Origin of the sequence: Escherichia sp. MOD1-EC6098 (assembly GCF_002965865.1) — a bacterium.
In the GTDB taxonomy this organism is placed as follows: domain Bacteria; phylum Pseudomonadota; class Gammaproteobacteria; order Enterobacterales; family Enterobacteriaceae; genus Escherichia; species Escherichia marmotae.
On the sequence record NZ_PTSN01000004.1, the window covers coordinates 1 to 13,982 of the forward strand.

At 41.1% G+C, this 13,982-nt stretch carries 9 protein-coding genes and 1 pseudogene; 1 reads left to right on the top strand and 9 read right to left on the bottom strand.

The genetic code is table 11. The annotated features are described in order from the left end of the window. The 8 genes and pseudogenes from C0K55_RS05985 to C0K55_RS06010 form a co-directional block, all read right to left on the bottom strand. A partial coding sequence (locus tag C0K55_RS05985; protein ID WP_157944159.1) for a tetratricopeptide repeat protein occupies positions 1–1,274 on the bottom strand: 1,274 nt, incomplete at its 3' end. A gap of 118 nt (positions 1,275–1,392) precedes the next feature. Then, positions 1,393–3,693: a cellulose biosynthesis cyclic di-GMP-binding regulatory protein BcsB gene (gene bcsB, locus C0K55_RS05990; RefSeq protein ID WP_105267009.1), complete on the bottom strand. Its 2,301-nt coding sequence runs from the start codon at positions 3,691–3,693 to the stop codon at positions 1,393–1,395. A gap of 47 nt (positions 3,694–3,740) precedes the next feature. Then, a complete protein-coding gene (gene bcsA, locus C0K55_RS05995; protein WP_105267008.1) occupies positions 3,741–5,873 on the bottom strand; it encodes a UDP-forming cellulose synthase catalytic subunit in 2,133 nt (710 codons plus the stop codon). An 84-nt stretch (positions 5,874–5,957) separates the two neighbouring features. Beyond that, positions 5,958–7,298, bottom strand: coding sequence for a GGDEF domain-containing protein (locus tag C0K55_RS06000; RefSeq protein ID WP_061090893.1), 1,341 nt, complete (start codon positions 7,296–7,298; stop codon positions 5,958–5,960). 4 nt (positions 7,299–7,302) lie between these two features. After that, a complete protein-coding gene (locus C0K55_RS26505; RefSeq protein ID WP_236942236.1) occupies positions 7,303–8,424 on the bottom strand; it encodes an EAL domain-containing protein in 1,122 nt (373 codons plus the stop codon). Continuing rightward, positions 8,414–9,472: a CHASE9 sensor domain-containing protein gene (locus C0K55_RS26510; protein ID WP_313885320.1), complete on the bottom strand. Its 1,059-nt coding sequence runs from the start codon at positions 9,470–9,472 to the stop codon at positions 8,414–8,416. The genes C0K55_RS26505 and C0K55_RS26510 overlap by 11 nt, the downstream gene beginning before the upstream one ends. A gap of 1,240 nt (positions 9,473–10,712) precedes the next feature. Continuing rightward, positions 10,713–10,811 (bottom strand): annotated as a pseudogene (locus C0K55_RS26515) (hypothetical protein); the annotation flags it as partial. 182 nt (positions 10,812–10,993) lie between these two features. Beyond that, positions 10,994–12,142, bottom strand: a complete 1,149-nt coding sequence (locus C0K55_RS06010) for an MFS transporter (RefSeq protein WP_105266793.1) — start codon at positions 12,140–12,142, stop codon at positions 10,994–10,996. Between the two features lie 314 nt (positions 12,143–12,456). Between C0K55_RS06010 and ycaC the strand changes: the two genes are divergently transcribed. Continuing rightward, on the top strand, positions 12,457–13,083 hold the full coding sequence (gene ycaC / locus C0K55_RS06015; RefSeq protein ID WP_000165876.1) for an isochorismate family cysteine hydrolase YcaC: 627 nt from the start codon (positions 12,457–12,459) through the stop codon (positions 13,081–13,083). Between the two features lie 35 nt (positions 13,084–13,118). On the opposite strand, the gene dmsC is transcribed toward ycaC, so the two are convergent. Beyond that, the gene (dmsC, locus tag C0K55_RS06020) at positions 13,119–13,982 is read right to left on the bottom strand and encodes a dimethyl sulfoxide reductase anchor subunit DmsC (protein WP_105266792.1); all 864 of its coding nucleotides are present in this window, start codon (positions 13,980–13,982) and stop codon (positions 13,119–13,121) included.

Genomic DNA, 13,982 nt, shown 5'->3' on the forward strand with positions numbered 1-13,982 from the left:
GCCCGCTCCTGATCGTGACCGGAGAGATACAGCCCGTAAGCGTAAACCTGCTCCGGATCGTCTGGTTTCTGCTGTGCCAGATTGCGCATCAGGGTATCGGCCTGGCTACGTTGCCCGGCCTGCCAGAAATCCTGCGACAGCCGGTAAGTAATCCATACACTGCCGGGATCCAGCGCCAGCCGTTGCCGCTGAAGCGTTGCCGCCTGCGCCCATTTGCCCTGATTTTCCAGTGCCTCCGCCTGCTGTGCCAGACGATCGTTTTGCAGGCTGCGTTCGATGTCATCAACGCTGCGCCGCTGGCTGGCCGGGAGCGAGGCAATATACGCTTCGGCTTTTTCCGGTGACTGCTGGCGATAAATATTCGCCAGTCCGCGCACGGCGTTGGTGTTGCTACTGTCCATGCGCAGCGTCTGCTGATAATAACGTTCCGCGGCGGGGTAATCTTTGCGCGCCATTGCCACATCACCCAGTCCCAGCACTGCATAGCTGTCGGCGTTATCAACACTGCGCGCCTGCCGGAACAACCGTTCGGCCTGCTCTGGATTATTGGCTTTCAGCGCAGCATCACCCTGCTGGATCGCCAGCCAGTAGCGGTTCACTTTCAACAGGCTGTTCCACTTGTCATTGTTGCTGCTGTGCGGGTCCAGCGCGAGGGCTTTTTCCAGATTCACCACCGCATTCGCGCGATCGCCTTTCTGGGAATACGCCTGGCCCAGCGCACCCAATATTGCACCAGTGTCAGGGTTATCATTATTAAGTATTCTCAACTGACTAATCGCTTCGTTGCGACGGGATGCTATTTGCGCCACTGTACTCCAGTACTCCATCGCCATTTCGACATCTGGCGGTACCCCATTAAATAGCCTGTCGTAATTGGCAATAGCCTCTTTGTGACGCCCGGAGATAGCTTGTAAACGTGCCATTTGCAGTGCCTGACGGCCATCAGGCGAGGAAAGTCGCATAGCCGTGTGCGATGCTTGATATATTTTTGAATCCGGTGCGAGCAGGAAAAGCCTGGTAAGTTGTTTTTGTGCACCGTCAATATTTCCCCTTCGCAGCAGATAGCGAAAACGAGCCGCAACGACATCTGGATTATTGGGTTCCACCAATTCAAGACGATAAAGCGATTGCTCGACCAGATCTTCGCGGTGAGTGTCTTCGCCTAACCGAACCTGCGCCATCAACAACTGATGAGCAGTTGGCGCGGCTTCCGCCATCGACAGCATCGACAAACCAAGGGATAGTGTGAGCAAATTTAGGGTGAATTTGTACATGCCTGGCCTCAATCAGGTGTTAACTCACTTTTTATTAGAAACAGAATGAGTGCAGCTCCCCGCCCTGCCTGTTTAAGGCCAGGACAGGATTGAGCTGCAAAATAAAAATGACGATGAATTACTGTTGATGAGGATTCAGACGACGGCTGCTAATAATGCGTAGCAGACGCCAGGCCACCCATGCCAATAGCACCACACTGAGTGTTGCCAACACCGCCAACAGAACGGGATGTCTCGCTAACACGTATTGGATACGCTCAAACCAGGGAAGATCCCCCACATAATAAGTATCTCCAGCCCGTAAACTATCGACACCAGATTCACGAATAACCGCGACTGAGCCAAAGATATTGCCGCGCTTTACACTATCAACCAACGCATTGTTGAGTAACCCATCGCCGCGTGCTCCTTCGGTCATCAATGCAATTACGCTACGTTGGGTATGATACGGGGACTGAAAACCAACCACCGCAGCCATTGGCGATGGGGAAACTATGGTTGATTGTGTTTCCGAATTTTGATCGTTTTTATCTGCCTCAATTTGGACATATTTAGCGTGCCGCATTGGACTTTTTACCCAACGTGTCGTTGCCTCAATAAGCAGATTTATTTGCTGTTTGTCTTCTAATTCTTGTGGAAGTGTCCCTATCAACAGAATGTCTGCATCCCTGCTCCGAACGGAGCTTATATCATCAGTAATTGTCAGATTAATGGCTGGAAACCCGGTTTGAGCACCAATCAATCCCAGGGTATTTAGCAATATTTCAACCTGCGTTGCACCAGGCTTTTCAGGCATAACGACAACTGTTTCTGATAAATCAGCCATTCGACTAAAAGGAAAGCCTGCGCTGACAAAGGCGCGTAAATCAGGCATGGCGATAAAGTGATGATACTTTGAAAAATCGATAGTGGAATCATCTGCAATGACTGCATGATTTTTCAAAGGCCGGGAAATAATACAGCTATCAGCATCAGCGCGCGGTATCGTATTAACGTATTCAAAATTAAATCGCAATTGATTGAGCGCCCCCAGTGTCAACGCCGGAACGGTAATTTTATTATTGTCATCCAACAATTCTTGCAATAACGGTAAACGTAACAGCAGTCGATCCGTAGCAGATTGAGTATTTAGACGAAAAGATTCCAGGTACTGATTATTAAGGCTGACATCCACGCGCGAACCACTCACCATTGGTGTGGTATAGCGATAGTTAATCTTCATATCAACACCGCGGTTACGTAGCAGAAAGAGATCTGGTGGCAAATTAAATGAAATATTAATTGCCGCAGACTCCAGGGCGCTTGCCTGTAATTGCCCTTCATATGTCTTAAGCTCTGCGAAAGTTACAGGACGGTCAGTGCGTACCCAATTTGGCGCATCATAAGGTTTGCGCGGCAAAAGCGGCTCCACATCATTGACGACCACACTATCGCCGCGAAACAGTATATTTCCCTGCGCAAGGCCTTTTGCCGCCTGTAATAAATCGTTGTCATCGCGACCAAAAAGTACCAACAATTTGACGAAAGGATTTTGCGGATGGTTGATCATTTCAATAACAGGTGCATTCACCAACGGATGATCACGTAGAAAGTCTGGTCGTCTATTATTAGTGGCAAATACCACTGCATTACTTTCTGGTAACTGGTCATAGAAAACAGGGAATCGATGACCACGCCATCCCGATTGTGCACCAAACCACGAAGCGACAATTGCTGATGCCTGCTGCAACCCTTTGTCAGGAGTACCGGCAAATACCATCGGCAATGTATTGGTACGGTTATCTCGTGGATCAAAGAATGGCACCGGAAAATATGAAAGATCATTTTTCAGATTGAGTCTCTGAAACGTCAGTTCCAGTTCGCTGTTGCGCCCAATATCAAGCCACAGGCTGCTGCTGGTCAAATTTTCACATGCACTCTGGTAGTGACTAATTAATTCGAAACGCAAGCGGTTAAAATCGGAGAAATACAATGGATTGAGAGATATTTCCGTCAACGTTTTTTTCCCCAGTTGTTCTTTGAAAATCGGTAATACCTCCATCAACTCATCATTAAGATAAACCTTAAGTTGTGACTGGACAGGGAGTAACGACGGCGATGGGGTATACTCAAGTTTTAGTTTCGCTTCTGAAACCATTTCATCACTGCGCATACCAAACTCAATATGACCCTGAGGGTTGACTCCACTCAGAACAATATTACCTGGCACTGCTGCTATTTGCGTAAATGGGAGCTTTAACTGGCGGGATGGCACTTTCTCATAAATAGAAACGTTCTCCTTCTGCACAGAAGGTAATATTATCCCGGTGGTAGGTTTATTAATCGTTGTATGTGTAGTCGATGCTGCATTTGCCTGATAAATGCATAACAACCCCAAGAAAATTATTGCAAAACCAGCCTTAAAAAACTTTCTTCCCATTTTAAAAACTCAAGAACCAAAAACAAATACACACAATAAATATTTAGTTAGCAACCAGAAACAAAACTAACCCTTAGAACGTCCTTTAATATTCTGGAGAATATAAAAATCATATTACAGTAACCTTTCAGAGAGATGAAAGATATTTCAAAAAAGCTCTTTAGAATATTATCCCGGGATATTTTATCATTCCATTCTTGCCATATTGAATCACGAGAAAATGTCGCTCTAACATAATTAATACTTTGTTCATGACTCATTGGCATAATCTTCAGGCCAATTTTATTATTGTAAGCATGAACTATTTGTACTGGAATATCGCATTTTCCGTAACCATCATCCAGATGAAGAGACAACTGCTGTGTTTTATCAAAATCTTTTAGGTCGGAAATATTATCAATGATAACCCCTAGTCCTCCTTCGGAGAAATCAAGAACAGAACAAGGGTAGTTTCGCCCATCAGTCAGTTGGATCACACCTTTGAAAGACACGTCGATACGCGGAGAAAAACGCACCTGTTTTTGTTCAATAGAGACAGCCAAAGTTGCGCCAATAATAATTGTATTATAAAGCAACCAAACTAAACAAAAGAGATTCAGGATCGCAATATGCCCTTGCAAATTATAAAAATTAACAATACCCATTATCAATCCAAGTAAGTTTAAAATAGCAAAAATGAGGTAGGGATATGATATTCGCCAGTCAACAAACTTATTTTTTATTAATCCCCCTTTAGCTGTAACATTAAAGCGCCCTTTTGCCGGAGCAAGTAATGCAACAAGCGTCGGTAGCGTAATGTACCAGGCCAGCACCATTTCGTAAATCTCATTCCAGAAAGAATGCCTGTATTTTCCTTGTATTCTTGAGTTAGTTAAAACGATAACAAATAGATAAGGCAAAACATAAGACATAATATCCGCTATCGATGCATCTATCAGATTAACTGAAAAGAAAATGGGGCATAATGGTGCACACAAGAAAATCAGTCGTGGCACACCTGATAAAAAGTGCATCATGCTGCTGAGATAGCAAAGGCGCTGTGATAATGTCAGGCCTTTGCCTAATAATGGATTGTCAATACGCAAGATTTGGATCATTCCCCTGGCCCACCGAATCCGTTGCCCAATATGGGCTGATAATGTTTCGGTGGCAAGTCCGGCAGCCAGAGGATAGCGAAGGTACGCAGAGCTGTAACCTGCACGATGCAAACGTAACGACGTATGCGCATCTTCCGTTACTGTTTCGACTGCAATGCCACCCACCTCATCCAAAGCAGATCTACGGATAATTGCGCACGAACCACAAAAAAATGAAGCATTCCAGGTATCCGTTCCATTCTGGATTAATCCATAAAAGAGATGCCCTTCATTTGGCTTTTGCCGAAACTGTCCCAGATTTCGCTCAAAAGGATCAGGGGAGAAAAAATGATGTGGTGTTTGCAACATCGATAGTTTTTCATCAGCAATAAACCAACCCATTGTTTTCGTTAAAAAAGAAACAGAAGGTATATGATCGCAATCAAAAATAGCAACAAATTCTCCGTTAGCTATTTTAAGCGCATTATTTATGTTTCCGGCCTTAGCATGTTCATGTGTTTCTCTTGCGACATAATGAATGCCTGATTCATCTGCGAATCTTCTAAACTCTTGCCTGGCGCCATCATCAAGGATCCAGACGTGTAATTTATCTTTTGGCCAGTCTAATGCCAGTGCACCATAAACTGTATTCTTCACAACCGTCAGAGGTTCATTATAAGTGGGTATTAATATATCAACATTAGGCCATTCTTCTTTATTGTCTGGTAAGGGTATACACTCTCTGTTCAATGGAAAGCAAACCTGAAAGTAACCCAGTAATAAGACAAGCCAGGCATACGTCTCAGCAACTAATAGCGTTACTGAAAAGAAGCTGTCTGGAACCTCATCCAGAATAACTGAAGAAGAGTAACGCCACCATAGATATCTGGAAGATATGAGTACGCCAATCCCCATCAAAATAAGGGTAATTATCCTTCCCTTAAAAAAATTGATGAGAAAAACAGAGATGCAAATGATAATAGAGAATAATATTTGTTGATAAAGTCCAAGAGGCTGTTCGACAATCGATATAAAAACAAAACATAGCAATATAGCAACAACCAGAAGGATTTTGTTGTATGCTTCTTTATTTTTAAAGATCATGGCATCTAGTCATTCATTAATACTATTATTCAAACTGTGTGTTTTTTTGAAACATAAGGAACCAATTCAATGAAATTTAACACATTAACACCATGTTATCTGAGCTCTACCATTTTGCTTACTTTTGTATAATCGTTCATCTGCCAACAATTTCAACCGTTCAATATTATTGATGCTCTCGTCAGTATTAGCTACGCCAATGCTGCAACTACAATTCAACCCACCCATCGAGAAATGAACAATTCGGTGCAAAATTCTTGTTAGTTGACTTACATCTTTATCATGATAAATGATAGCGAACTCATCGCCACCAAACCGATAAATTTCACCTTTACTGCGAGGCAATTCATCTTTAATAAGATTAACTATTTTTATGAGTACCTCATCACCAAACAAATGGCCAAACTTATCATTAATGGTTTTAAATTTATCTATGTCAAACAGACATAAGTATCCAAATTTTTCGCTCAATATTTTGATATCTTTATCAAAACTCCGGCGACCAGAAGCCCGTGTAAGCGCATCATAAGTGCCAAAATCATATATTTCTCTAATTGCATTGATCTCTTCAGTATTAAAGAATAGATTTTCTCCACGTAAACCATAATGATGATCCGACAATATAGATTCTTTTTCCAACCTACCCTTATATATAATGTTTTGCAGCAAATTAATATAATAATAATATATTATGACTGCAGATACCGCCGAAGCAAAAACAAATAGCAAACACATATAAATATACTTGCTTTTTTTGTAAGCCACGATAAATATCATTTCAGGGATGTAAGAATATGTCAGGGTGATGGCTGAGATCTCAAATACAGCATCATTTATCAAAAAATCATCACCCGCAATTTTCTTTTCATTATCATTAATATCATAAAATGAGACATAGATATCTTCTCGTTCCCCTGACTGATTTCTTATCAAAGATAAATAACGTTCTGGATCCACTACTGATATTAAACTAGTTCTTTTTGCTATGGGATGTGCATAATAAACATAGTATTTATCTTTTAAACTAATAACACCTCTTTCAAATTCGTTAATTACCCGAACAGAGGAAACTATGTCGTCACAAAAATCATCTCCTTTTGACGTAATTTTGATACATTTATCATCACTAATCATATAAGGACCCAGATCATATAAATATCCAGGATGTTGGAAATTTGAAAAGCTATCGCGTATTTTATTTAACAGTTCATCTGGTGATATCTCTAGTTCATAAAATACATTATTAGATACTGAACGACGATACTCAGACACATTAGCAATAGCAAGCCCACTATCAATAATAGATACCTTTACCGAATTAACTCGGTCTTTAACATACATAGTGTATAAATAACAAGTAACTACAGAGACGCACAAAAAATACAAAAAACAGATTCCTGCGGCCTTTTTTTTATATTTGAACATTGCGTTATTTTCTTTTTTTCGGTTTATTGTCTATATGCCACTCTGAAAATGGTAACGGTTTCTGGTATAAGTATCCCTGGACATGAGAGAATCCTAACTTTTGTAATTCTCTGGCCTGGCTTTCGGTTTCAACACCTTCAGCTATAACCGGCATATTTTCTTCACGGGCAAGGCTGGATATGAAATAGACAATTCTGTTTGTTTCATCGAAAATTCCTGAGGTAAACTCCGAATCAATTTTAATGCTATCAGGCCTTACTTTATAAAGTTTTTTCAAATCAGCTAAACCGCTGCCGAAATCATCAAGTGAAATCTTAATACCGTTTTCTTTTAAAATATTTATATTATTGTAAAAGCTATCATTTATGTCTTTTACTGCCGATTCGGTGATCTCCAGGCAGATTTGATCAGCATTTATACTAAACGTATTAATTAATGACAAAACCCGGAAGTGGAAATCAAATTCATTTAATTGCCACGGAGATACATTAATATGCAGGAGAAAATCATTCGTAATTTCATATTCACGGCTAAATGCCCCAAATTCTCCAATAGCCGTTTCCAGTACAAAATCACCCAATTCTTTAATTAAGCCAATTTCTTCAGCAACAGGTACGAAAATTGATGGTGGTATTATGCCATTTTCAACTGACAACCAACGGCATAACGCCTCCGCACCTACAACCTTATTATTCGCCATATCAATAATAGGTTGATAGACTAAATAAAACTCACTACTCGCAATCCCCTTTTTTATATTTCCAGCGACCCAGACTTTTTGATCAAGTTCATGAGCCTTGATGTCATCATAAAACATAAATTCAGATTCTTTATTTTCTCGCATAGCCGTTAATGCCAGTTTCAGCTTGCCTTCATAGTTTGATACATTTTCCCCCACAAAAGTTTCGCAAATAGCAATTTTATGAACATAAATATTTCTTAGACAAATAATATGATCAGGGAGATTTAAAATTGATAATTGCTCGATGAACTCTTCACAATGAGTATGACATAGCAACAAATATGTTTCAGTTGAGACTTTCAGTATGTCACAGTATCGAGAATATTTTTCTGATATTTTTGATTTTATATCATTTATAATCTCGTCATATTTTTTACTTCTCATGTATCGCCTCAACAAACTCTAATCCATAGATACAAAGTATGCCAACTGCTAAGTAGGTTTTATTGTTGGTTTCAATAACAGATTTATTGATATAGAAGCAACTTCCTTGCTCACAAGAAACAAGATTAAGTAACCGCTCCATTCGTTCTTTGTATTTATCACTTATGTTATTAATGATTTTTTTCAGCTCAATAATCTCACTGCTGTCATTTTGCACAATTTCAATTTTGTCGTTGCGGTATACTGAATTCGCTAATTTTTTCAAATGCTCTATCAGTTTATTGGACTCTTTTTTAATTTTCTTTGTTATCTTTTCAACAACATACCATAATAAACAGAAGCAAACCAAACCACATAAAAACATCAATGTAAAATATTTATTGATGTTTGCATCCTCTGATTTCTGATAGTGAAAATAATGGAATCTGACATCAGGAAGTCTGGGGAGTGATATGACATTATCGGTATAGTTGCCACTGTCATTACTTATGTTATAACTACCTGATGAGTTACGAACAATAAGATGCAGCATTGATTTTTCATTACCTACCATAATTTTTTTATTCTGCTCCATGAATAAAATATCAGCTTCACCAGCCAATTTATTAAGATAATTACTAAAATATCTTTCATCAAGATCTAAATGCATTAACTTCAGAGCAAACGAATTTTTTTCTCCTTCGGATGGACGTAATGAAAACGAGAAACATTTTTTCCCTGCAATGCCATAGCAGTTATACCACGGTGACCATTTTGAATAAGTCCCTTTCGGCAATTTATTCCAGGGGCGAGATTCAGGATCAAAGTATTTATCGCTAATTTCACCATCAACCCCAGTAAAAGGTTTACCGGGTTCTGATTGGCCAAAAAACTTAATCACACCACCATCAGTTCGAATAAAGCTAAGATACTTCCCGTTATTCAACATTATCCCAACTAGATTAACGGAATCTATTTTTTTCATCCGATGGATGACCGCTTGTTTGATTTCATTTTCATCATGTAACAGATAAATAGCATCTTTTAACGCATCAGCTTCTTTTTCAATTTTAGAAAAAAATTATTTAAATTATTGTTAATAAGTATAAGATTAATACGCGAAGAATTTTCTTCTATTTTTTTATGAAAATCAATCGCTGTAATAAATGACAAAATAATATAGACTGTAACGGCTAATATAAGCGCAGTGTTAAATCTTGAATTTAATTTTTCAGTAATGCTATACATATTGGAGTTCTGACTAAAGTGTTATCAATAGTTCCGATATTACATCGTATAAAATTACTTATAATTGATGGTGTTAATATCCCTCATTATGATTTTATTACTTGAAACATTTCCTCCCAACGAATATACCATGATGAGAAGATTCATTTTTCCTTAATTTACAAAAGTGATTATCATAGTTTTTACTTTAACTGAACCAACATTGTTATACTTAATATTCGTGCTTTTGTCTCTTTTGCCCACGCTACCGCCTTTCGTTAATTTTCAACGAAATAATTAAGATATGAAAATATTTATAAATGTCGACATAACTGTCACATACCGCACAGTTGCGCCATCGCCACTTTTACCACCCAAAAGAGGCATTAATATGTAATCTCAGCAATCCATTCCGTTTATTTATCTGTTCTTCAGATATGAGCAATGTGACTCTTTTAACCCAAATAAATTAATCAATAACCTTAGAGAAAGTGGTCATTATTAGTTGATTGCTAAGGCTGTAGAGCGCCCATCAACCTGAACAGATAAATACGTTGAGGAATACACGATCGATAAAACAATAAGGTGCAGTGGCAGACGACTATTTTATTTTTAAAACAATAGTCTGTGAACCATGCCTGGTATGAGTAGATTCTAGTGAGAGAAGGTTTTTGTAAGTTTAAAATCCTATAAAACATCAAATTAGCAGAATTTTAAACCAGATTAGAAATGTATTTTCTACATAACGAAACAATAGTTGCAACTATTTTCAGCAAATTTAACCAAAAGTGATAACATGCAACATTGTTGATGCAGATCAAAAAAAACGATTTTATAGTGCTGGGCGTTGTTTAAACTTTGTCCTCAAAAATCAAACTGTTACCATAAGAAATAGTTCACTGCGGAACTCAGAATAATAACGCGCAAAATAGCCAACAATTTAAATTATCACCATATCTAAAAATAAAGCTTTCCGATAACTTAAATTCGTATTATCACGACAACATTTATCACCATTCATCTCTTAAGAAAAACTTAACTTTAGCGTTATCAGATCGACTCGTTCTTTTAATCTATTTCCTGCCCAAACCCCAATCGGTGATAAATGACATCAGCACAATGTTGTACCAGCGCAACTGTTTTTCCTGAACGCTCTCAGCATAGACCGATCTTTCGCTAATATTTAATAGATATCTCTAAACAGGGGGATTGTGTGGAAAATAAGAAATGCGAAAATGGTGGAATAAAAATTACAATCTGCTGTACATTTTATTTTTACAAATAAATTTTGCTGAAAGCTCGTGTAAAGAGGGAATAAGAAAACAGAGTGCGGACAACAAGTTCACACTCTGCACTAATTCATTTAGACGTGAGCAACGGGTTTTGGCGTGTGTCCGGCATTGCGTAGCAGCATCAGTAAGTAGATAAACGACACACTGGCGATCATGATAAACAGCAGATTATCAGAAAAATTCTGCATTAGCATGGCAGTAAAAGACGGCCCAAACAAACTACCCACGGTATAACTCAACAACAATGCTTGATTCATTGCGACCAGTTGATGATGTTCAACTTTCTCACAAGCCCAGGCCATCGCCACCGGATAGAGCGTAAAACCGGCTGCACCGAGGATGAACAATGCTGGAGCCATTGCCGCCTGACTTAACATCGCGATACTACCGAGAATGACGACAAATACCTGAACACGCAGTACCAGCAGACGACCAAATTTATCCGCCAGACGGCCAATTGGCCATTGCCCGAGGATACCGGCACTAACCAGTACCGCCATCCAGAATCCGATGCTGGCATTGCTAATCCCTTTATGATTGAGGTACAGAGGCATCAGACCATACAAAGAACCCAGAACGATTCCCGAGATAATGCAGCCATTCACGCCAAGTCGTGCCTGGCGAAGTTTTAGCATTGACGTCATGGGCGTCGAAGCATGATTTTCAGCCTGTTGATTCAGGATACGAGTAAACAGCAGCGGCAAGATCCCCGCCAGGGTCAACCCCGTAGCCCACGGCAATACGCTCATCAATTCGGTTGAAACTTTACTGAGCAGTAACTGGCCTAAAAACGTCCCCACATAATAAACCATCATATAGGCAGCAAGTAACCGCCCACGGTTACGTGACGTTCCGCTGCACATCAGCGCGCTTTCCACCACAACCCAAATCATGGCGCAACCGACGCCTGCGACGAAACGCCAGGCTAACCAGCTCCAGAATCCAATCATCAAACCAAGCCCGACACAGCCTGCCGCAAAAATGAAGGAAGCAAGGTAATAACTGCAATTAAACCCAAAGCGTTTAATGACATACCCTGTCAGTAAAGTACCGACCAGGTTGCCGGTAAAATAAGATGAACTGACGACACCGACCTGCCATGTGGGCAAATGCGCCTGGGCGAGCCATAGCGGCACCAGTGTATTTAACACCGCGATCGCCAGAGTCAACAAAAGTAAGCCAGACAGCAAAAGCATGACAGGCCGGGTATACGTGGACATGAATTAAAACCGTGAGGAAGCTCAAATTTCATGCGCATCATGCCACCACCAAAAACATTGTCAATGGGTGAAAATACGTACATAACGTAGCGGCTGTATTATCGATTTATATTACTCATTCATAACACTAATGACGAAAAGATAATCAGTCTCATCTACTTGTTTTTATTGAACTAACATAAAGTTCATGCATTTCGTTCAGTCGAAAAATTTCATGGTCACAGCAAACCTGGATTTCCCGTCTATGCTTTCAGGGCAACGCATCGCGTCTGAACGATTTCAGGCGTACCACTGACTCTCGAAAGGAGAAGAGAATGACCAAACCGTATGTTCGTCTCGATAAAAATGATGCTGCTGTTTTGTTAGTTGATCACCAGGCTGGTTTACTTTCCCTTGTGCGGGATATTGAACCTGACAAATTTAAAAATAACGTGCTGGCGCTGGGTGACTTAGCTAAATATTTCAATTTGCCTACCATTCTTACCACCAGCTTTGAAACTGGTCCTAACGGCCCACTGGTCCCTGAACTGAAAGCACAATTTCCGGATGCACCTTATATTGCGCGTCCTGGAAATATTAACGCCTGGGATAACGAAGATTTTGTCAAAGCAGTTAAAGCGACAGGTAAAAAACAACTGATTATTGCAGGGGTGGTAACCGAGGTTTGCGTAGCATTTCCGGCACTTTCCGCAATTGAAGAAGGGTTTGATGTCTTTGTGGTGACTGATGCGTCAGGAACCTTTAACGAAATTACCCGGCATTCGGCATGGGATCGCATGTCACAAGCGGGGGCGCAATTGATGACGTGGTTTGGTGTCGCCTGCGAACTGCACCGTGACTGGCGTAACGATATCGAAGGCCTGGCGACGCTGTTCTCTAACCACATTCCTGATTATCGTAATTTGATGACCAGTTACGACACCTTAACGAAACAGAAATAAAAGAGAACCGGGGCCGAAACCCCGGTTATAACGCTTTAGCTGGCAACAGCCATACCCACGGTCATATGCAAACCGTAGAATACGCCGCGACCGATTAATTCCCCTGCAAGAAGCAGGATGAATGACACGGAAAGCAGCGGCACCGCAGGCTGAAAACCTTTTAACTGCGGAGCAATCCACAAGCACAGTGCCACAGCGATAAGCACAATCCGCCAGGCCATCAGTGCACCGTAATCCGGCACCAGCGCCGCAGCCTGTTGTACAGAAGAGTGAATCGTAGCGAGTTCAGCCCCCTGCATTACAGACATTACACCGCTCACCACCAACGCCAGCACTGAAATTGCCGGAAGTAAACGCATCACCCAGCCATTAACCCCCGCCAAACGCAGTAACAGATATCCCAGCAGCGGGCCACCCATAAACATGGTCAGGAAGAAGCCCATCGGTGTCCAGATGCTGTACCAGGTCGGTACGGTATCGATGCTGTTATACACACGTACCATCATCCAGACAAATACCACACCGAGAACCATCGTCACCACCAGCCACAGCGCGCGTAATACCGGTGACAGCTTTTTCAGCATTGCCAGCAACCAGCCGATGCCACCAACGGCAAAAAAGATCGAACCGCTGGCGATTTCGTTACTCAACGCCGAAGCGCCAACCCGATTGAGTGAGTTAAAGGCGCGCATCGGTGAACCAAGGTGAAGCATTGAGGCAATAAAGCCAATGCCCATCAGTCCCCACAAGCCAAACATACAGGCAATAACCCGCTGTTGGGTATCGGCCCGAAGTTCACCTTTCAACAAGGCAAATGCCAGAACGATAAAACCGCCCACTACACACTGCCCGAAGACCGTGAAGATCATCAACGGCCATTCATGCCATCCACTTCCCAT